The sequence below is a fragment of the Paenibacillus aurantiacus genome (genome assembly GCF_042431225.1).
Taxonomy (GTDB): Bacteria; Bacillota; Bacilli; order Paenibacillales; family Paenibacillaceae; genus Paenibacillus_Z; species Paenibacillus_Z aurantiacus.
This window is the reverse complement of record NZ_JBHMDO010000029.1, coordinates 91,254-112,884: the sequence shown is the minus strand read 5'-3', so window position 1 is coordinate 112,884 and position 21,631 is coordinate 91,254. Positions and strand designations below refer to the sequence as shown.

Sequence of the window (21,631 nt, the reverse complement as noted above, 5' to 3'; positions counted from 1 at the left end):
ATACGTCTATGGTATTCATCATCCGATAAGCAGATGAGTAATCTCCATCCTGAGCCGTTCGCTGCTAAGCTTGAATTCGTATGCTCAATCGGCAAGCCGGGTAAAATAAGTATAACGTATAAGCACAAACAGCCGATCACATTGTGACCGGCTGCCGTTATCCTGCTGTATATTCAACCTTGAACTGGCCTAAACGGTTTATTGATATTTAAATTTATCAATGCTTTTCTGCATGTTTTCAGACAGGTTCGCAAGCTGCTTGCTCGCCTGCAAGACTTCTTGCATGGAAGCCGATTGTTCTTCCATTGATGCAGAGACCTCTTCCGTTCCTGCCGCATTTTCTTCAGAGCTTGCGGCCAGGTTCTCGATTACGCCGATAATTTCGTTCTTCTTGATTTCCATGTTCTTCGCAGAGCTATTAATATGAGCGACCACTTGCTTCATATTATCAATTGCGGAGGCGATTCCTACAACCTGTTCATTCGTCTGATGGACACTGTCTGTCTGTGACTGAACGGTTTGTTCGACCTCACGAATTTTCGTTACCGCGTATTCTGTTTTCTCGGTTAATTCACTGATAATGACGGAGATTTCCTCGGTAAAGGTGTTTGACTGCTCCGCGAGCTTTCTGATTTCCTGCGCAACCACCGCAAATCCCCGGCCGTACTCCCCGGCTCTTGCAGACTCGATGGAAGCATTCAATGCAAGCAGATTGGTCTGTTCGGCAATGCTCTTGATCATTTTCGTTGCATTTTCGATCTTCACTGCACTTTCGTTCGTATTCACAATGACATCCGCAATATCTGTCGCAGCATCATAGCTTGTTTTCGTCTTCACGACCAGCTCGTTCAAGATGCTCATGACGGTGTTCTTCAAGTGATCTACTTCGTGAGCGGATGTATTGAGTGCTTGAATATTCGCATGATCCTGGCTCATCAAAGCACCCAGTTCATTGATGTGCACGGCGCCCCGCTCCGTGTCTTGAGCTTGAGCTCCAGTGCTGTTGGCAATCTCCTCGATTGTCCTTGCAACTTCATTCGCGGTCGTTACGGTTTGTTCACTTGAATCCATCAATTCTTTCGAGGATGCAGAGACATGGTTAGAAGCACTGGATATCTCTTGGATCAGATGCAGAAGGTTCTGTTGCATCGTATTCGCATCTCTCATAATATCGCCGACTTCATCGCCGGCACGCAAATACTTCTCCGGAATCTCCTTCGTAAAATCCCCATCCCCCAATTGTTTCAGATGGGAAGAAGCAAACTTAATCGGTCTGGAAATCCGATTCGAAACGAAATAGGCAACAGCGATTGCAACAACAACGACAAGAAGCGTTACCATGTAAATCATGGTTCTGATTTCTTTGGCGCTTTCGGAGAACTCATCCTTCTTGACGAAGACGACATAATTCAGTTTAATGTTCGCATTCGTAGCCGGAATGACACTCACAACGTATTGCTGGCCATCCTGCAGCTCCGTTTCGAAGGGTTCCTTCGGAAGCGCGGCCACATCGGACAATTCTTTAATCCCCAGATCGACAATATTGGTCGAAATTAATTTTTCTTCTTTGGGATGGGCGATAATGTTTCCTAATTGGTCGACAAGAACGATATAACTGGTGCTTCCAATCGGGCTGTTCTTCATCATTTGAGTCAAGCTGGCCAGATCGACGTCTACGCTAAGCACGCCACGAAGGGAGTTCTGATCATCCTTGATCGCTTTCGCGGCATAAATGACTAGTTTGCCGCTTGATGTTGTATACGCATCCGAAAAATTAACCTGCTCAGGATTCGAAACGGCCAATTTGTACCATGACCTCTTCCTGGCATCATAGCCTTCATCCCGATCATTCTCCGGATATTGTACAAATCCGCCATTAGCCTCAGCGCCTAAGCTCGATGCTACCACCGTAGGATGCGCACTAACGAAGGATTTGAACGTTCTATACACTTCTGCTTCTAGCGGATCACCTTCGAGGGGCTTCATCGGCACCTTGCCGTTAACGCCTTTTTTATCGACATAGCTGGTGATTCTTTGATCGGTTTCCTTAAGAAGCGTAAGACTGGTGAGCATATTAACATTAGCCTGTACATCCGAAAAATAGGCAGCAATACTGGCATCCACACTGTTTATTTGCGTGTCCATGGCCTGTTTGAAATCTTGCTCCGTTTGCTGGTTCACTTTGTTCTGTACGACCACGCCCACAGTAAGGAGCGATAGTAAGGTTACACCTACGATGGATATGACCACTTTGTTATTAATACTGTTCCACTTGAATGCGATCCTTCTACGTGGTTTCCCCTGCTGCCTCATGTTGATTCCCCCGATGTGCTTGTAGAATACGACCGACCATATGCGGCATAGCAGTTCCTTTTGGAAAAGCTGGCCGTTAATGTGGACGAATACTATTTTATCGGTTATATGCTACTAAAAGTTTAGCAAGGTATGTAAGGTAACCCATTGAAAATAAAAAAGGATTCGTGTTCCAGTGTAGCCACTGGTCACGAATCCTTGCCAAATGCCCTTCGGGGCCTGCGCTTATTCGTTCTTCATTGCGATGACGTCGCTGTTGTCATCATTCATTTCCACAATCGTCGTTTGATTTCCGCCCTTACGTTTCGATGTATACATCGCGTTATCCGCCGAGCGTACCCATTCAGCAGCCGTCACTTCTTTGCGCTGATCGAGGATGGCAACGCCTATGCTGGTTGTGACGCGAATTTCCTTAGCCTCCAGCTCAAAGGGCGCCGCCAGTTCTTCGCATAGGAAATCCGCGACTTCGCGGATATGCTGCTTAGAGGCCGCCGGATATAGGATAAGACCGAATTCGTCGCCACCTAACCGTGCGCATATCCCTTCCGCCTCGATGAGAGGCGAGAGCCGTGCAGCAATGTGACTTAGGAGAAGATCACCGATCTGATGACCGTAACGGTCATTAACCGGCTTGAATCCATCGAGGTCAAAGTAATACAATGCAGTCATTTGATTCTGCTCTTGGGCACGGCGTATCGTTCCGTGAAGCTCTTCCGAGAAAGCCCATCGGTTCAGCAGTTGGGTCAATCCGTCATGACGGGCCATATATTCCGTCTGCTCGAGTGTGTCATTCACTTGCATGAGCAGCTTCTCCCGCTCCGCTATGAGCATGATTTGACGAATCACGAGCGCTCCGACAACCAGCACCAACCCAAGCTTGTAGACCAGATCGCTGGGATGTAGGAATGGATTGATGGTCAGAATCATTAATCCGATATACGGCAGCACATGTCTGATCCGTTTGTCAGGATCAATATCGACAGGCTTATCCTCACGTGGGGTTACTGAGGTGGAACGTCCGGCGAGCAGCAAGAAGAAAGCGGCCATGCTCCAGAGTGGTCCGATTAACGGCGTAACCGCGCAATCGTTAATTACGCTATTAACTAGAAAATACGTATCGCCTGCGATACAGCTCAAGATACCCAAGATGAGCCAAAACTGAGCCGCTCGGCTTACTTGGATGTCCCCTTGATATTTCCACATTATCATGGCGAATAACATGAGTATGTCCATCAGCGGATACATCAAGTTAATGATCCATATAAGCGCGCCGCTCATCTCGGCTTGCGCGTACATTGGCTTAATCACATACGTCCAACTGAGCAGAAACAGCGTCGTCATGATGGTGATCGCGTCCGCTAGATAGCGGATCCTTTTGCCTAGACGAAACCCCACCGAGAACAACGAAATGACAAGAAAAAGATAGCCCACCAAATAGAATAGATCCGCCGCGCGAATATCGAACACTTTCGGCCCTACCGTCCAATTATCGAACGCCTTTATGTAATGCGCGATGACATTAAAGAGAAGTCCACATACGATGTAAACCCAGAATCTTCGCTGCTTTCCCGTATGTCGGCGAATAACAGGCACGAGCATCGCGGCCACAATCAAGGGTGCGCCTATCACCATGAGATTAGGCAGCATGCTGCTGCGAGGCAGAAGAATAGCCGCACAACATTGGATAAGTAAGTAACATCCTGATAATAGAAAGAGATAAGAGGGTATGCTATGTCGCTGCTGCACGGAACGTGTTCCCCCTTCTGGAATAAGCCAACGCTGAAGAAGCTCATTCGTTCACTATTATAGAGATTTTCCCAAGCATGTCCATAACTAATGCTAGGAAAATGCTCCTAATAGGGAGCTAAATCAAACTGCCATTCCGTCAGGATGAACGAAAGAAAAGTCTATAAACCAGCACGGGGAGGAGTTCTTAACAAAGAAGAGCCTGTCATTCCTCTCGAGCGGATTGATAGGCTCTTATTTGTTACTGCGCGAACTTCTCGGCGAAAGCTTTGATTTTATCGACGAAAATCCCCTGCAGCTGATCCGCGCCTTCCTTGGGCGCTTTGTAGGCTTTATATCCGCCGAACGATTCAATACAGCGCGCTGCTTCTCTTAGGTCGGCTGGAATATTCTTCTCGATAATTTCAACCGTCTCCTTAGGCTTCTCGTTGCAAATAAAATATCCCATATCCCTCTTTAAGAGCTCGTTATGGTTTTTTTTTATGAAATCCCGAATCGGCTTGTAAATTCTCCCGTCTCTGACTCCCGCCCCTAGGATGATGCGGTCAAACTTCCCGATATCGGGCTTGTCTTCCTCCAAGTTGCATGTCGTACAATCCGATAGTTGCTCCGACAAGACGTTTACGCATTGCGTCGTTGCTCCGGTTTTGGTTGCGAATAGAACGAGTACCGCCATTTTTAACCCACCCTGATCTCTTTATGATTTGTTGCGCGCATTCGAATGAAGATGATGGATCTGATCCTCCAAGACCGCGCTCGCTCGGCCAAGAAATTGCGTAATGAGCTCGAGTTCTTCCTCCGTGTAGGATGAAGCTAGTTTCACCATCTCCGCATGAAGTTGGAGGTACGTTCGGCTGACGTCTTCCTTTTCCTCATACAGAGGAACAATAATCACCTTGCGGCGATCATTAGGGTCAGGCTGTCTTTGAACAAAGCCGTTCTTCTCCAGCCGATCGATTAATGCGGTAACGCTGCCTGTCGTCAGCCCGGTTAGTTTCGAGAGCTCGCCTGCCGTAATCGGGCCTTTCTCGTGCAGGATATCGATAGATAAGAAATCATTATTGTATAACCCGAGCGCGGTCGCGACACTCTGTTGATATAACACCGTTCGAGTTCCTAAGCCTCGCATGCGTAATGTGAAAGTTTCCTGCTGCTCCGTGGTTTGTATGTGCCGTTCACTTGACAAATGGCTGTCACCTCTTAGGATTATATTATCTCGATGATCAAGATACTTTATAAACAAGATACTTGATTATGGGAAATAAATCAACTTACCGATCGAAGAATATGCAGCTTTTCATTAACCATCACCGCTTCTGACATGTATCCAAAAAAAAGATCCGCCTTATTAGCGGATCTCTACTTGCGTATGTTTTTGTCATCCGACAATAATTCGAACTTTTCTCCGCTTGATCCGCCCTTGCATCCGTTGTTAGCGCAACGCCTGCTTAGAAGCGCAGCGTAAGCACCGTGATCGACATCGGCGGCAATGTCGCGGACAGCCCTTCCGGAGTAATGTCCGACACCCCGTCGAACGGCTGCGGCGCCACCGTCTCCGGCCGCTCGAACGTATTGTGCGCGTTCATGTCCGCATGCGTCAGCACTCGCCCGCTCACCGCCGGGGTGCCCGTCAAACCACGCAGCCGCAGCCCGACAGGCGCTTCGCCGATCGGGTCGACGTTGCACAGGCTGATATCGATCGTGCCGTCGGCACGCTTGGACGCGGATACGCTGACTTGAGGAATCGCTTCGCTTCCCGAGCGGTACTCGCCGGTGTCGAGATGAAGCGCAAGCGCCTCCGCGTCCTGATGCACCTTGAACATCTCGAAGACGTGATACGTCGGGGTCACCAGCATGTCGGCGCCCTCGGTGAAGATCATCGCCTGCAGCACATTGACCGTCTGGGCGATGTTCGCCATGTGAACGCGGTCGCAATGCCGCTGGAATACGTGAAAATGAAGCCCTGCCACGAGCGCGTCCCGCAAGGAGTTCTGCTGGTAGAGGAAGCCGGGGTTCGTGCCCGGCTCTACCCGGAACCAGGTGCCCCATTCGTCCACGATCAAGCCGATTCGCTTGTTCGGATCATAGCGGTCCATGATCGCGGAATGGCGGGTAATTAACTCGTCCATGCGAAGCGCTTGCTGCATCGTCTCGAACCATTCGGCTTCGTCGAAGCCGATAGCCGGCCGCTTCAGTTCGAAGCCTCCGGGCACGGTGTAATAATGCAGGCTCAGGCCATCCATGAGCGGGCCCGCCTCCCGCATCATCGTCTCGGTCCAGCCGTAATCGTCGGTATTCGCGCCGCCCGCGATTTTATAGATCCGGTTGTCGCCGTAATTCCGCACGTAAGTCTGGTAGCGACGGTACTCGTCGGCGTAATACTCGGACCGCATGTTGCCGCCGCACCCCCAATTCTCATTGCCGACGCCGAAATACTTCAGCTTCCACGCCTTTTCGCGGCCATTCGCCTTCCGCCAGTTCGCCATCGGCGATTCGCCGTCGAAAGTCATGTACTCGATCCATTCTTGCATTTCCTGAATCGATCCGCTGCCCACGTTGCCGCATATGTAAGGCTCTGTCTCGAGCAGCTCGCACAGATCGAAGAACTCGTGCGTGCCGAAATGGTTATTCTCGACGACGCCGCCCCAATTCGTGTTCACCATGCGCTTGCGCCCGTCCCTCGGGCCGACGCCATCCTTCCAGTGATACTCGTCGGCGAAGCAGCCGCCCGGCCAACGGAGCACCGGAATGGAGAGGTTGCGCAGCGCCTCCAAGACATCGTTGCGGATACCCCGCGTATTCGGAATCGGCGAATCCTCTCCGACCCACATGCCTTCGTAAATGCAGCGGCCAAGGTGTTCGGCGAACTGCCCGTATAGATGCCGGCTGATCGTGCCGGCCGTTAGATCGGTATTGACGGTGATCGTTGTACGCATGCCATGTCTCCCCTTCTTGACTTGCTCATCCTTTAATGGCGCCGGCAATCATGCTGTTCTGGACTTGTTTGCTAAGCAGCAAATAAATGACGATCGTCGGTATTGTCGTAATCATCAGACCCGCGCCGATAATGCCCCATTGCGTGATATAAGTGCCGACCATGGACATCATCCCGACCGTCAGCGTCTGCATGGACGCGTCGTTAATGAACGTCACCGCGAACATTAATTCGTTCCAAGAGGACAGGAAGGTAAAGATCGATACCGTCGCCACCGCAGGACGAACGAGCGGGAATACGATGAACAGGAAAGTCCGGTAGATGCCGCATCCATCGATGACCGCGGATTCTTCCATCTCGCGGGGAATGCCTTTGAAAAAGCTGGCAAGGATGAACACCGCCATCGGAATCGCGAAAGCGACATAAGGGATAATCAAGGCCCAATACGTATTCAACATCTTCAAGTTTTTCAGCACCATGAATAGCGGCAGCAAAGCCGCGTGAATCGGCACCATCATCCCGAGAAGAATGAGCATCATCGTCAAATTGTTCCATTTCCAGTTCATCCGCGTGATGGCATAACCGGTCATCGAGGCCAGCACCACGACTAGCAGAATGGTAACCGCGGTGACCAACACGCTATTGAAGAAGTAGGTGAGCACTTGGCCTTCCGTGAATGCCTTGACATAATTGCTCCAGAGGAACTTCTTGGGGAGTCCCAGCACATCGCCGCTAAAAATCTCGCCGTTATCTTTCAAAGAGAAAAAAGCCAGCCAAACGAGAGGATAAATCTGCGTGATCGCCACTACGATCAAAAACGCTTGCATGATGATTTTACCTGCGAGCCTTGGCTTTCTTTGCATAGCAGCTTCTGCTGCGCCCACTTTGCTCACCTCCTATTCGGTTTTGAAGAATGTGTTGATTAGAACCGTAAACACGAGGCATTCCGCGATAATAAAGACGGATAACGCGCTTCCGTAACCGTATCTGTACGTATCGAAAATCGTGGTGTACATGAGCGTGCTCGGCACTTCGGTGGAGAAGAACGGCCCTCCGCCGGTCAACACGTAGACCAGATCGAACACCTTGAATGCCCCGATAATCGAGAAGACCAGACAGACTTTGAGAATCGGCCTCATCAAAGGAATCGTGATGGATAACGCCGTACGCACGCGGGAAGCCCCGTCAATCTTGGCCGCTTCGAATATATCCTGCGAGATCGACTTCGCTCCGGCGTACATGAGCAGCATATGATAACCGATATATTGCCACAGGGTCGGAATAAAGGAGAAGATAAGCGCTGTCTTCTTCTGCCCCAGCCAGTCTTGCGCCCAACCGGATAGTCCTACTTCCTTAAGCAGCGTGTTCAGAAGACCATAGTCCGCGTTGTAGATTTTCGACCATAGCTGCGCAATCACAACGGTAGAGATCAGAACCGGGATGAAATAGACCGTACGGTAAACCCCTTCTCCCTTCACGGCCGATGCAAGAATAAGGGCCAGCAGAAGAGAAATCGGCAATTGAATGAACACCGAGGCAGCCGCAAACAATAGCGAATTTTTCATCGCGTGCAAGGCCCGCGTATCAGAGAACATTTCAACATAATTTCGCAGACCGATGAATGTGCCTTTGCCTACGCCATTCCAATCGAGCAGGCTATAATAGCTGGAGACGAAAATCGGAACCAGAACGATGCCGCAAAAAATGAGGAGCGTCGGTAGAACGAATATGCAAATCGCCGTTTTATTCGAAAATACAGTATTCATCATGGTTCTCCTATCAAAGATGTGGTTAGGATTTCCCTAACCACATCGGATTTCGGATAAGGTCCGGATCAAAGATCCAGCTCCGTCGCTTTCAGCTGCGCCATCTGCTCGGAGAATTGTTCCGGGGTGATCTCCCCTGACAATAGCTGCGCGATCAAGTTTTTGTGCGTATCCGCCGATTCAGCCGGGAGAATATTGTCCCACCACGTAATGAACGAGTTCCCCGTCTTCATGATTTCCGCGGCGGCTTGGTCGAGTTCGGATAGACTGGACGTGTCGAGTCTGTCCGTATTCCAACACGGTAGTCCAGCGCCAGCCTGGAATCCTTTCGTGCCAAGCTCCATGCTCAGATACGTGAGGAATTCAACGGCTTCCTTCTGGTATTTGGAGGAATTGCTGACATAGAAGCCGTCCTGGCCTCCGCCGAAAATCTCGGTGTTCTTCCCCTTGCCGTCTTCAAAGATCGGGAAAGGAACGACTTGAACCTTGCCCTTGACGGCGGACGAAGCGTCCTCGATGCCGCCATTCACCCAGTTCGCCTGGACCATCATGGCCCCGTTGCCCGCATTGAAGGCGCCGAGCATCTCGTCGTAGCTCATGCTGAACATGCTGCCGTTGAAGGCGCCGGCTTTCGCGAGCTCCTGCATTTTGGCGGCTGCGGCGACGAAGTCCGGCGAATTCCACTTGGAAGGATCCTTGAATGCCGCCAGAACCGCGTCATTGCCTGCCTGGCGCATCGCGATGAGGTCGTACCAATACATGCCCGGCCAGCGATCCTTCTCGCCGATGAGCGCCGGCGTAATGCCCGCGTCCTTCAATTTCGAGACCGCGTCGAGCAGCTCCGCATAGGTGGTCGGGATTTTGGCGCCGGCTTTCTCGAATAGCTCGGTATTGACGTAAAGGCTCGCGATATGCGTATAGACCGGCAGCGTGTAGATTTTCCCGTTAGTCGTAATGCCCTCCAGCATCCCCGGCGCCATCTTCGCCTTGATGTCGTCCGTGACATAGCTCGTAATGTCGAGCACGTTGCCGGACTTGATGTAAGGCTGCATAAAGCTGCCGCCGCCCATGCCGTAGAATACGTCGGGCGCCTCGTTCGCCGCGAGCGCGGTCTTGATTTTGGTCTTATACTGCTCGCCGGTCGTACCGGTCCGTTCGACTTGAATGTCGGGATGATCGTTGTTCCATTTCTCGATAATTTCAGGCAATAATTTGGCCGTCGGGTCCGTATTGCCTACAGATTGATCCCAGAGGGTCAGTTTCACCGTGCCGTTCCCGCCCGATTCCTTCTCCCCCGAAGACTGAGACGAGCATGCGGCTAAGCTGCCTGCGACGCCCACAGCCAGTACAACCCCCATCGACCTTTTTAGTAACGCTTTCATCTTTTGATAACCTCCCCGGCAGAATCGTTGTTACTTCTCACATTTTAAGAGTCTCGGCAGGATTACTCCATTCACAATACCTGCATCCGCTTTCAAAATTCGAACATCTAGCCGCACAATCGGCGGTATCCTTCGGTCTCTCTAAGAACGTATAAAAATAGCCTAGCCCCTGCGGGAGGCTAGGCTTCACTAGGCTGACCTATTGGAATAGATCCGGCAGAATGTCATAAATATACTGGTTCACCCAATTCCAAGCATGCGTGCCGCCATCGCCGACGATGAAATAGAAATTCCCTTTTGTCGTATCCGAAGAATAGACGAAGGTATCCGTCAATTGCTTCATGGCATCGATCTGCGGCTTCAAGTTCGGATAGGCGATATCCAGATTGCCCGTGGCCGCGAACACGTAATAATCCCGCGGCGTATAGCCGGCGTCTTTGGCAACCTTGGCAAGGTATTCCGCCGTTTCTTTGGCCTTGCTGCCGCCTGCCGCCTGACCTAATACCCAACTGTCGCCGCTGAGCGGCATATAATACTTGAAATAGTCAAGGCAATGGATAAAGGTATACCACGTCGTGACGGAACCCATGGAGAAGCCGCCGAATGCCCGATGCGCCCTGGATGCTTTCAAGTCGTCCAAACTCGCGGATTTCGCATAGGTATGGTACTTGGTCTCCACCAAAGGAACAATGGTCGAAATCAATTCCTCATGGAACAGGGCGGTATCGTTCTTGCCGCCATAGAACGTAGGCGTCACCACGATCATCGGTTCCATATCGCCGTTTGCGATCATATTGTCCAAGATTCGCTTCAACTCTTTGCTCTGACCAGGTCCGCCGAAGAGAAGGTCCTCGTTCTCCCCTCCGCCATGCATGAGATAGAGGACGTTATATTTCTTATTCGTATCGGAAGGATCGTAACCGTGCGGAAGATACACATTCAGCTTCTTATCGTCCGTACCGTTCGTTAAATTTGGCGCTTTGTACGCCACGCGTTCAATCGCACCCGGCTTATTGCTCTCCAGCCGATATTCGTCCGGAACCGCCTTGAAATATTTCTCGTTCGCCGCTTCTTCCGTCATCTCCAACTTGCTTATTGCCTCCTTGATCGCCGCATAGTGTTCGTCCAATCGCGCTTGGGTGGTTTTATCGTCATAGATCACGCTTTCGGCCATGACGTCCATAATGGCATCCTGTACGCTGGCAGAATTTTTATAAAGCGAGAAATCAAGCTTCAGCGCCTGTTGAATGAGATTTAAGAGATCGTATGGATTGGGTCCGCTTACCGCTCCCTTCGTCTTGCCGGCAAGAAGGACCGCGCCGAATTTCCGCGTATCATTCCAAGCGCTGCCCGTCGAATCGAAGACATTGATCGTGCCGACTCGTTCCGCTTCTTTCGCGTCATTCAACTGAAGCTCGATGCCTAGCGCCTTTCCGTTGTCCGGCTTCGTCTTGAGCGCGATTCTGGCTTCGATTACATAGCCGCTCTCCGACTTTCTCGCCGATGTATAGACCCGTTCGGCATTGCCGTTATCCACGGACAGCTTATTTTCGTAATTCACGCGAATATGCATGTCATCGACGCCATATTCTTGCGTCTTGTCGTTGTTCTCGTCCACGAAGATCTCCACGGAATCTTGCATGTAGGGAGTACCGGATTTGACGGATAAATGCGGGTCCTTGACTTCTGCTAGAATATACAGCGCATGTTCATCCCACAACGTTTTAAATACAACGGAAGCCTCCGCTTTGCTTGAAGCATATTTGGGGGTGACCGTCTGCGCGCTGCTCCATGCTTTATCTATGCTTCCGTCAATCACGGGCGATCCGAAATAAGCCACCATCCTTCCCTGGGCATCCAATCCATTCTTATCTACGGGTACTTTCGCCGGGCCGGGCGCCGGTTTCTTGGCGATCTCGTTGGCGGCGCCCGTCTCCTTGGCTACAGGCATCCCTTGAGCTGGGGCTGCAGAAACATCAGACCCCGAACCTATAGCGCTCGTCAACACCATAGCTGCGACGGCCGCCATCATGACCGGCTTCATCATCAGCTTTGTTCGCTTCTTCAAAAACATCTCCTCCTCTGCTTTTTTGTAGCGCTTTCAATTTCATCCTCCTCAGGTGAATCGTTGCTGTTCCTCTTATTTTAGGGAGGAAGCCATCCGCACTCCATTCAAAATACGAGCATCCGCTTTCATTATTCGAGCATCTACCGTTAGGATTTCAGGCTTCGGTATTCGTTGACCGATCTGCCGATATTTTTTTTGAATACGATGCTGAAATAATGGGGATCCGCAATCCCCACCTGCTCCCCTACCTCATAACCTCTTAGATCCGTCCTCTTGAGCAGCGTCTCCGCCCTTTTCATGCGAATATTCGTAAGATACTCCACGAAGGTTTGGCCCGTTTCCTTCTTCATCAGCCTCCCCAAATGCCCCGGACTGATGAAAAATGCCGCTGCGGTGCTCGTAAGTCCCAAATCCGGATCGCTCATGTTCTGCTCGAGATACGATTTCACGCGACTAACGAGGCTGCCTTCATGGGCTTCTTTTTTGGAAAGGATGGTCGTTGCAAGTTGAACGACGTAATGGGTTAATGCGGTTTTCAACTCGGGCAAATGATCCGCGTTAAGCATGGACATCAGCGTAGCCTGATGAAACACGCGCTCATGCTCGATCTGCTGTTCGATCGCCGCATGCTGACATTCCGCGATGACATCCATCGCTGCCAAGCGAAATTGCGATACGCTGGAGAACGACGCGCCGAAAATAGCATGAAGAATCTCAACCGCTCGTTCGGACGATCCGATGCTGACATGGAACTGCAGCTGCTTGAGCAGGTCCGGGTCGGAACGATAAGGCAGTCCACTATGATCGACGACGTCTTCGTAGCAGACAACCTGGTTTTTGCCGACGAAGTGTTTATATTGGAGCGCGCGGGAAGCTTCCTGATAACTAAGGCTCAACTCCTGCAGCTCCGAATGTTTCCGTCCGATCCCGATATTGGCGACGCATGGATAAGCCGTGATGAGGTCGGATTGAAGCTTGTGGCACTTGCTTACGAACGCGGCGTCCCGATCGATGGCGATGGCGACGATGTGGTTGCGGGCATCCAGTAAGATGATTACGTCCGATTCGTACCGGAAGAAGGCCTCCGTCTTTTTCTTGCCTTCCATCCGCATCAGTAGCAGCTGCTCTTCGGATAGATGCTCGGATACCGGGATCATCTCGATCACCGCAACCTGGAGCGAGACGGCCGGATGGAGAGGAATACGGAAGTAATCCGCCTTTTGCCGAATATCTTCCGAGGACAGCATGCCGGTTAACCATTGATTCAGGAACTTCTCCTTCAAATACGGCCAATTCCGCTCCAAGTCTTCCTTCAGCCTTTCCAGCTCTCTAACGCGCGCACGCTCTTCTTCAATTTTGAGTTTTAGCTTGTCCGTCACATGGAGCAGTTCCGCAGCGCGGATCGGCTTTAGAATGAAGTCCGATATCCCGAGCTGGATGCTTTTGCGCGCGTATTCAAACTCGTCATGTCCGGTCACGATCACGATTTTGGTCGTCGGATATTTCTCCAAGACCATGCCGCTGAGCTCGATCCCGTTCATGACCGGCATGTAAATATCGGTAAGGATCATATCCGGTCTCCATACATCCACCAATTCGAGCGCTTCGTGCCCGTTGGAAGCTTCGCCTATAATCGTCATCCCTTGCTGCTCCCAGTCGATGCGCATCCGGATCAAATTCCGAATGAGATATTCGTCGTCCACGATCAGAACCTTTAGCTTGTCCATCATGCCTCTTCTCCTACGGGTATGAATAACGTGATCGCCGTTCCCTTGCCCGGCTCGCTGTCAATTTTGAAATGGCTGCGATCATCGTAAAAAATGCGCAATCGTTCCAGGGTGCCCCACAACCCAAAACTCTGGACTTGCCCGTTTCTCTCCGAGGCGATAATGCGCGCGATTTCTTCTTCCGCCATGCCAAGACCATCATCGGCGACGGATATCGTCAACATCCCGCCCGAGCGGTGCGCGCGGATGCGAATCGTCCCCTTCGTTCCTTTGGACCGAATGCCGTGATAAAGCGAATTCTCGACGAGCGGCTGCAAGACCAGCTTCGGAATGCTATAGGGGCAGCAGCTTTCGTCCACGTCGTATTCCACCTCGAAAATATCCCGATATCGCGCTTTTTGGATTTTTAAATAGTTGCGCACCATCTCGACTTCTTCGCCGACCGTGATGATATCCCGTCCTTTGCTGACGCTCGCGCGATAGTAGCCGCCCAGCGCCTCCAGCAAGTCGCATACCTGATCGTTCAATCCGGACAACGCAAGCGACGTAATCGAGTCGAGCGTGTTATATAGAAAATGCGGCTTGATTTGGGCTTGCAGCGTATTCAACTCCGCTTTGCGAATCGTGTTCTGTTCTTCGATAATCCGCTTCAGCAGCTGATCGATTTGTTCGATCATGTTATTGTAGCCGATGAAAAGCTGCTGAAATTCGTAGCTGTTGCGCGTTGCGGGAACTTTCTGGAAACTGCCGCTTTTGGCTTTGGTCATCGATCGCAGCAGCCGGTGGATCGGTTGAATAATACTGCGCGAAATCATGAAGGAAGTCACGAAGAAGACGGCTCCGTTGATAATGAGCAGCGCAAGCGCCAGCAGTACAAGCGATTTATTGACCGTACGGATGGCATTATGCGGCGTGATGCTCACGAATTTCCACGAATAACTCCCGCCCGACAGAACGGATGCCGTATAGGACTGGGACCCGGATTTCAGAGGAAAGAAGCCCGCGGTTGTCTGCAGCAAAGTTGGCTTCCTATTCTGATCCTCCGACGCAAGCGCTTGCTCGAACAGCGCGAAAGGAACCTCCTCCGTCGCATTGGCGGCGATCATCTGATTATGCTCGTCCATAATCGCGAATGCCAAGGCGTTCTGATTCGGTAGTTCGGAATACGCCTTTACGAAAGCCTCGCCCTTGATATTGATGACCAGCACGCCGAGAGGCGAAGTGTCGTCAAGATCTCGAATCAGCCGGATGAAGGATACGAAATTTTGATCGGCGTGTTCCGAGAATGCCCCGCTTCCATTTAACTTCAAGATATATTTCCCTTGCTCGGCTACCGCTTCCGAGTACCACTGCGCATCCTGAACGTTCGCCCTCGTGAAAGTCGGAGATTGCTCGGTACCGACGGAGAACAGATTGCCCGAATTGTCGAATATATAGACGGAATCGATAATCGGAACCGCTTGCATAAGATTGTACAAATACAGGCTGACTTTGGACTGCGTTTGCAGATTGGCGTATACATTCCCCTGTCGTAACAAGTTTTGCAAATTTTCATCCGAAAAGATCATCTTGGAGTAGTTATTCACGTTACCCACCATGAATTCGACGTTGGTTTGGATGGAGGTAAGCGTTTGCAAGGAGGCTTCGTTTATTTTGTTCTGCGCCGAATTAGTCGAGATTTGATTGAAGACGACATAGCTGAAAGCGACCGAAAGCAAGATCACGAGAAAATAGTAAAATGGGATTTTGAGCGCCAACTTGATTGGCTTCCCGCGAATGGAAGCGTTCATGATTCTAACCGTTCGTAGCAACGCCGCACCTCCGTTCTTGCCTGTTCTCATTTTGTTGTAACTTCCGATTCGAGTACAAGGTTCATCTCTTTACCTAACCCCGCCAATCTTTACCTCTTCATGCAAGCATCATGGCGCGCTTCGACTTCTTTCAAGCCCAAAGAAGCCGCCGCGAATGTGAATTCGGGCAGCTTCTTGGTCTAGCTACTTATCGCGATTGTCTCATCGGCATCATTGCAGAATCAGACTCGCGATTGCGGAGAGGTCTACGATATCGATCATGCCGTCACGGTTGAGATCCATCATGCTGTATTGGCTCCAGTTCGGATCGGCGGAAGTCTTGCCGTATGCGGAAGCAGCCATGGCCAGGTCGCCGATGGAGTATCTTCCATCGTTGTTCAGATCGCCGGAAGGCTGATCCACGATTCGGAGCGTATGCCCAGCCGCGGCCAGCCTTACTTCTTTGCCTTCTCCGTTAGCCAGCTCGACTTGCGTAAGCTGAATGCCGGTGCTCGCGGTTGTATGGAGCGGTTTCCATTCCAGCTTCAAGATCGCGCCGTCGGCCGTTATGGCATTGTCGGATCCTTTGCCGGCGAGCAGGATACGGAGCTTGCCGGCGGTATCCGTATTCACCCCAATAACGTCTACCGCATCATCGAGCGAAGCCGCGTCTACGAATTGCAGTTTCTCCGGATCGTAGGTAAAGGTTAAGTCTTGCGCAAGAATACCGTTGTCAGCTTTCACATTCGTTAAACCGTATGTCAACTCGAATGGATGTCCGGTATATACTTGAGCGGGACCAGTCAAAGCAGCGGCCGGAGCGTTGGAATTGTTCGTTTTGCCCGTCAAAGTCAATACGCCGAACACGGACGGATCCATATAACCGGTTCCGGTCGCGTCGTTCCATGCCGCGATGCTTTGGCGGATGCCGTCTTTGGCGTCATTGATTTGCACGTCGAAGCCAAGCTTCTTGCCATCGGCGGGCGATACGGAATTGAGCGGGATTCGGACCTCGACCGTGTAATTCGTTCCCGATTTCTGAACTGCCGAGACGAAGCCCTCCGCAATGCTCGCCGGATTGAACGAAGTCTCGTTGTCGAAATTGACCCGGTACTGCCCGTCATCGTCCTGATAAGACGAAGTCTTGGCATTGTTCTGATCCACGAAAATCTCCACGGAGTCTTGTTCCCACGTATTGACGTTCGTCTTGTCCAACTGCGCGTCTTTCACTTGCACGAGTACATACAGGTTATGATCGTCCCATAGGGCTTTAGCCGTCCCGGATGCGCCTTGCCATGCCGTCTGATACCGGTTAACCGGCATCGCCTGCGCTTGACTCCAAGCCTCGTCGACGGCACCGTCCACCACGGGCGTGGCGTAGACCGCCGACCCTTGATTGGCGCTTCCCGATGCAGGCGGATGCTCCTCGATGAATTTGGCCGGATCGATCACGCCGTAATACGCCGGTTTGGCTTGCAGATTCTTATCGAACAGCAGCGGATTGTTCGCCGACCGCCAGCTTGTCGCATCCGTCAATCCCCAGAAGGTCACGCGTGCGATATGATCCGCATGCTCGTGGTAGAGCTGGAACAGCTGCGCATACAAGTAAGCCTGATCGATCGCCTGCTCTTCTGTCAGAACCCCGTCGCTGCCAGCCTGAATATCCAGCTCGGTGATGCTCACCTCCACGCCCAAGGAAATGAATTTCTCCAGCGACAGCTTCACGTTGTTCGGATTCGTATTCACGCTATAGTGCGCCTGCATGCCGATCCCATCGACCAGCCGCTTGCCTGGATGCGTCTGCGCATACTTCTCGTTGAGCTCTTTCACCATGCTGTAGATCGCTTGCGCCTTGTTCTGGTTATCATCGTTGTAATCGTTGTAATACAGCTTGATGTCCCATTCCGGATGCGCATCCAACACTTCTCTCGCGGCCAGGAATGCCTGCTCGACGTAGTCCTCGCCGATCGCGTTATACCAGTCGGATTTGCGCAGCGCCGCTTTCCAATCGCTCGGATTCGACGGATTATCGTTCATCGCTTCGTTCACGACATCCCATGAGATGAGTCTGTCGCCATAATGCTCCATGACGGTCTTGATATGCGTCCGCATGTTCGCAAGCGCTTCTTCGCGGCCGAGCGGAGAACCGCTGGCCGTATTCATCCATGCCGGCGTCTGCTGATGCCACACCAGCACATGTCCGTGTACGCTCAACCCTTGCGCCAGCGCGGAATCGACGAGTTGATCCGACCACGTGAAGTTGCCCTTCGTCGGTTGGGTCGCATCGGGTTTCATCGCATTCTCCGCCGTGATAACATTGTGGTGGTGCTTGAGCAGGTCGAGCTTCACGCCGCTTAGGTCTTCCGCGGATGCGATATTTCCGATCAGGAAATCATTTTGATAAGCCTCTTTGATCGGTTTCAAGTCCTTCTGAATGGCGATGGGAGCAGAGCCGCGTTCCAATCGAATATCGTCGATATAGAAGGAAGCCGTGGCGTTATTCGAGCTCTCCACGTAGATCGTCACGAACCCGTCGCCAAGACTGGTATAGCGATAGGTCCCTTCGAGCAAGACCCATCCGTCGCCTTGGCTGATCGTTTTGCCCTGCACGCTATTGTAACTAGCGCTGTTGCCTTGCCCGATCTGCGTCGAGAGCTGGAGCTGCGCGCTCGCAGGGGAGATCAGTTTCACCCAGGCCGAGATTTTGTATTCATAACCTTGATCCACGAATTGCTCCACGCGCAGCGCTGGACCGTTCCACGTCTGCGTCCGGCCCTCTACCTTCAGCGCATATGAACCGCCATTCGTGTGGTTGGCTTCATTCGTTACCGTCAACGTCTCCGTTCCCGCCCGACCGGCAAAGCCGCCTGACGTTTGATTCTCGAAGGTGATCGCGTCGAAAGATACGGCTGAAGCCTCGGCAATAGCTACATCATGCGTAACCGAAGCATTCTTGGCGATGATCGTGTTGGCGGCAGCCGATGCCGTTGAATCCGCGGTTGGCGCAATCCAGACAGCCGGGATGAGCAAGGCTGCGGCGAGCAATCGAGAGATCGTTTGTTTGACTCTTCTTCTCATTTCGTTCTCCTCCTTTTACCTATTCAAGAATTTTGGCTGCTACATAGGACAGATCGACAATATCGATTTTGCCGTCATTGTTCATATCGACCAGCTTCGCCGTCGCCCAATCCGCGCTGCCGGCATCCTTGCCATAATGGTTCGCGACGATCGCAAGATCGCCTATGGAATAACGCCCGTCTTGGTTCGCGTCCGGCGACGCTTCCACGCTGCCTACCGCAATGCGCTGACTGCTGAGAGCGGCCTCGATCTCCGTTCCCGCAGCCGTTACGCCCAGCTCGGCCCGGGTAGCCGCGATCGTTCCCGTCTTGTCATGAACCCCGGCCTTCACCTTGAAGGTAACCTGCAGCACCGGCGTGCTTGCCCCGGATAAGCCGCCGATATTCGCGGCGATGAGTCTGACTTGACCGGCCGTGTCCGTGTCCTCGCCCGCGATCTGAATGTTGTCGTTCGCGCCTGCCGCGCTAACATATTCGAATACTTCGGGGTCATAAGTCAGGGTGATGTCTTCGGCATATACAGTTTGTATCATCGCATCCAGACGGATAGAAACCGCAAAGCTTGCGCCGGGTTTCACCGTGCTCGGTGCCGATAGCGAAGCGGCAGGCTCCCGCGGTTGAACAGGCGGCCAGATCGGTTCGGCGGTCGAATTGCCGGTCGTCAGGAAGATCCGATCGATCGATAACCCGTCCTCCCTGCCCCAAAAGTTCAGCTCATGCTCGCCGGCGGAGAGCGTCAGCGCAGCACCTCCGAGCAGTCCTCCGTCGGCTCCGCTAATATTAGCCCATTTGAATTGACCGCCGCTCACGCCATGAATGCCATTGGAGGTGAACCGATAGGCGTTATCCACGCCGACATGGACGGAATCTCCTGAATAATTCGCGCTCTTCGCCAGCAGCCAGACATTGTAGGTTCCTGCCGCCGGCACATTGACCTTGTAGCTTAGCTTGGAGCCCGAAGCGAGCGTGGCAGCATCCGTTCCGGTCATCGCGAAGCCCGTATCCGGTCCGAACTGCATCGCTTTCGTCGACTGTCCGTCCGCGAGCGACCAGGCGTGGCCTTCGATGGTTCCCTCGACCGCTGCCGTCTCGGCCTCGATCGCCACGACGGAATTAGTGTCGAGGTTCGATCCTTTCAGCTTGTCATCGATGTTGAAATAATCAAAATCAACATAACCGCCCGTCGTCTTGGTCGCGTAATTGAATAAGGCGAAACGGTAGCCCATAAAATGAGGAAGCGTATACGACATTTGAAGCGTGCTCCCAATGGAGGCCCATCGCTCGCCGTCGAGACTGTAATAGAAATTGGCTTTATCCGTCCGATTCTTAAAATCATTCTCGACCCTTAAATACACGACGTTCTGCGAGAGCGGGATATTCGACGCTTCGGATGAGGAGCTCGAATTGCCTTTGACCATGACGACGGACTTTGACGTACCGGTCATCTTGACGCCGACAAAACCGTAATTCTGCTGGAGAGCCGCAATCCCCGCATAATCTCCGTCCTTCATATGGCTCACATCGATGGCGATCGTCCCTGAACTTTCGGGTCCGAATGTTCGTTGCGTAAGCGTATTTCGTGCCTGAAGCAGACTAGCGCTCGTTCTTCCCGTCGTCAGTCTCAGATATCCCGGACGATCGTTCAGCGACCAGAACCGATTGTCGGGATTATGGTTCCATTGCCATACGCCCGCAAGATTGGAGCCATTGTCCTCATTCTCGCCGCTAGCGGTCACCGTGTGATAGGGATGTATCGTCTTCTCGCGCTGATCGAAGCTATCGGATGAAACCCATGCTTTGGACAACTCGGCAGGTATGCCGGTATCATTGACATCTCCGAACACCGGCCAACCATCCCCGCTCCATGTCAGCGGCACAAGGTAAGGGATCCGACCGACGGATCCATAGTCCTGGAATAACATGCCGTACCATTTGCCTTCCGGCGTCTGAACGATTCCCCCTTGCGCTACGCCGGCGCCGTTCGATTGACTGCCCGATTTTAAGGCGATTTTCCCTTCATAACTGCCGTCGATTCGATCCGCCCGATGGACAAGCTCCGTGCGGATTCCCCCTGCTGGCCATGAAATATTAAAGATGTAGTACTTCCCGTTGATCTTGTGGATGTGCGAGCCTTCCGCCCCAAGACCGCCAGTTCCTCCGGGAGCGCTCGCATTTTGAATAATCGTTTTATTCATCCCGCCTGGTTTGATCGCGGTAGCATCTGCGGTCAGTTCGATGACCTTGATCGTTCCGCCGCCATAAACCATATAGACCCGTCCGTCGTCGTCAAACAGCAGCGACATGTCATGATAAACCCCGCCGGCAAGTTCGTGCTTCTCCCAGGCTCCATGTTCGATATCGGTCGTCTGGAAGATAAATGTTTTTCCGATATCGTTGGAAGCGAACGCGATATAAAACTTGCCATTATGATACCGAAGGCTGCTTGCCCATGAGCCTTGACCGTATATGTTTTGGCCATTGGAAAGCGTCTGTTTGTCGCTATCCGCGAGAATATCGTAGACATAATTGACGATTTCCCAGTTCACGAGATCCTTGGATTTCATAATCGGGACGCCGGGATTCATGTGCATCGTCGTGCTGCTCATGTAATACGCGTCATTGACCCGGATAACGGAAACATCCGGTACATCCGCCCATATAAACGGATTCTTGGCGGTGGCTCCGTCCGCATGGGTTGTTCCGACCGGCAGTAAACCTAGCGTGCAGACCATGACTACTAGGAACGCAACCCATTTTCTTATCCGCATATTGTTGCTTTCCTCCCCGATTAGGCAATGCGTGATGGGGGACAGACCGTCCCCCATCT

General features: G+C 52.0%; 13 protein-coding genes. All 13 read right to left on the bottom strand.

Going from position 1 to position 21,631, the window contains the following annotated elements; translation table 11 throughout:
* Positions 1–198: 198 nt before the first annotated feature.
* Entirely contained in the window at positions 199–2,313 is a 2,115-nt protein-coding gene (locus ACFFSY_RS17795) for a methyl-accepting chemotaxis protein (RefSeq protein WP_377496425.1), read from the bottom strand.
* Positions 2,314–2,538: 225 nt separating this feature from the next.
* A complete protein-coding gene (locus ACFFSY_RS17790; protein ID WP_377496510.1) occupies positions 2,539–3,912 on the bottom strand; it encodes a diguanylate cyclase domain-containing protein in 1,374 nt (457 codons plus the stop codon).
* Between the two features lie 388 nt (positions 3,913–4,300).
* Positions 4,301–4,735, bottom strand: coding sequence for a flavodoxin domain-containing protein (locus tag ACFFSY_RS17785; protein WP_377496423.1), 435 nt, complete (start codon positions 4,733–4,735; stop codon positions 4,301–4,303).
* Between the two features lie 21 nt (positions 4,736–4,756).
* Positions 4,757–5,188 carry a MarR family transcriptional regulator gene (locus ACFFSY_RS17780; RefSeq protein WP_377496421.1) on the bottom strand — a complete coding sequence of 144 codons (432 nt, stop codon included), beginning with the start codon at positions 5,186–5,188 and terminating at the stop codon, positions 4,757–4,759.
* Between the two features lie 319 nt (positions 5,189–5,507).
* Positions 5,508–6,995 carry an alpha-N-arabinofuranosidase gene (locus tag ACFFSY_RS17775; protein WP_377496419.1) on the bottom strand — a complete coding sequence of 496 codons (1,488 nt, stop codon included), beginning with the start codon at positions 6,993–6,995 and terminating at the stop codon, positions 5,508–5,510.
* 25 nt (positions 6,996–7,020) lie between these two features.
* Positions 7,021–7,878, bottom strand: coding sequence for a carbohydrate ABC transporter permease (locus tag ACFFSY_RS17770; RefSeq protein ID WP_377496417.1), 858 nt, complete (start codon positions 7,876–7,878; stop codon positions 7,021–7,023).
* A 12-nt stretch (positions 7,879–7,890) separates the two neighbouring features.
* Positions 7,891–8,760, bottom strand: a complete 870-nt coding sequence (locus ACFFSY_RS17765; RefSeq protein ID WP_377496415.1) for a carbohydrate ABC transporter permease — start codon at positions 8,758–8,760, stop codon at positions 7,891–7,893.
* A 68-nt stretch (positions 8,761–8,828) separates the two neighbouring features.
* The gene (locus ACFFSY_RS17760; RefSeq protein WP_377496413.1) at positions 8,829–10,142 is read right to left on the bottom strand and encodes an extracellular solute-binding protein; all 1,314 of its coding nucleotides are present in this window, start codon (positions 10,140–10,142) and stop codon (positions 8,829–8,831) included.
* A gap of 199 nt (positions 10,143–10,341) precedes the next feature.
* Complete coding sequence (locus ACFFSY_RS17755; RefSeq protein ID WP_377496411.1) at positions 10,342–12,216, bottom strand: sugar-binding protein; 1,875 nt, start codon at positions 12,214–12,216, stop codon at positions 10,342–10,344.
* Between the two features lie 140 nt (positions 12,217–12,356).
* Positions 12,357–13,940 carry a response regulator transcription factor gene (locus ACFFSY_RS17750; protein WP_377496409.1) on the bottom strand — a complete coding sequence of 528 codons (1,584 nt, stop codon included), beginning with the start codon at positions 13,938–13,940 and terminating at the stop codon, positions 12,357–12,359.
* Entirely contained in the window at positions 13,937–15,748 is a 1,812-nt protein-coding gene (locus ACFFSY_RS17745) for a cache domain-containing sensor histidine kinase (protein WP_377496407.1), read from the bottom strand. Before ACFFSY_RS17745 ends, ACFFSY_RS17750 begins: the two co-directional genes overlap by 4 nt.
* Before the next feature lie 210 nt (positions 15,749–15,958).
* Positions 15,959–18,805 (bottom strand): endo-1,4-beta-xylanase, encoded by a 2,847-nt coding sequence (locus ACFFSY_RS17740; protein WP_377496405.1) that lies wholly within the window; start codon positions 18,803–18,805, stop codon positions 15,959–15,961.
* Between the two features lie 19 nt (positions 18,806–18,824).
* The gene (locus tag ACFFSY_RS17735) at positions 18,825–21,572 is read right to left on the bottom strand and encodes a family 43 glycosylhydrolase (RefSeq protein WP_377496403.1); all 2,748 of its coding nucleotides are present in this window, start codon (positions 21,570–21,572) and stop codon (positions 18,825–18,827) included.
* Positions 21,573–21,631 lie beyond the last annotated feature (59 nt).

Excerpts from the sequence above, each read along its gene's own strand:
- ACFFSY_RS17795 (WP_377496425.1), bottom strand. The coding sequence starts at position 2,313 with ATGAGGCAGCAGGGGAAACCACGTAGAAGGATCGCATTCAAGTGGAAC.
- ACFFSY_RS17790 (WP_377496510.1), bottom strand. The coding sequence starts at position 3,912 with ATGCTCGTGCCTGTTATTCGCCGACATACGGGAAAGCAGCGAAGATTC.
- ACFFSY_RS17785 (WP_377496423.1), bottom strand. The coding sequence starts at position 4,735 with ATGGCGGTACTCGTTCTATTCGCAACCAAAACCGGAGCAACGACGCAA.
- ACFFSY_RS17780 (WP_377496421.1), bottom strand. The coding sequence starts at position 5,188 with ATGCGAGGCTTAGGAACTCGAACGGTGTTATATCAACAGAGTGTCGCG.
- ACFFSY_RS17775 (WP_377496419.1), bottom strand. The coding sequence starts at position 6,995 with ATGCGTACAACGATCACCGTCAATACCGATCTAACGGCCGGCACGATC.
- ACFFSY_RS17765 (WP_377496415.1), bottom strand. The coding sequence starts at position 8,760 with ATGAATACTGTATTTTCGAATAAAACGGCGATTTGCATATTCGTTCTA.
- ACFFSY_RS17760 (WP_377496413.1), bottom strand. The coding sequence starts at position 10,142 with ATGAAAGCGTTACTAAAAAGGTCGATGGGGGTTGTACTGGCTGTGGGC.
- ACFFSY_RS17755 (WP_377496411.1), bottom strand. The coding sequence starts at position 12,216 with ATGTTTTTGAAGAAGCGAACAAAGCTGATGATGAAGCCGGTCATGATG.
- ACFFSY_RS17750 (WP_377496409.1), bottom strand. The coding sequence starts at position 13,940 with ATGATGGACAAGCTAAAGGTTCTGATCGTGGACGACGAATATCTCATT.
- ACFFSY_RS17740 (WP_377496405.1), bottom strand. The coding sequence starts at position 18,805 with ATGAGAAGAAGAGTCAAACAAACGATCTCTCGATTGCTCGCCGCAGCC.
- ACFFSY_RS17735 (WP_377496403.1), bottom strand. The coding sequence starts at position 21,572 with ATGCGGATAAGAAAATGGGTTGCGTTCCTAGTAGTCATGGTCTGCACG.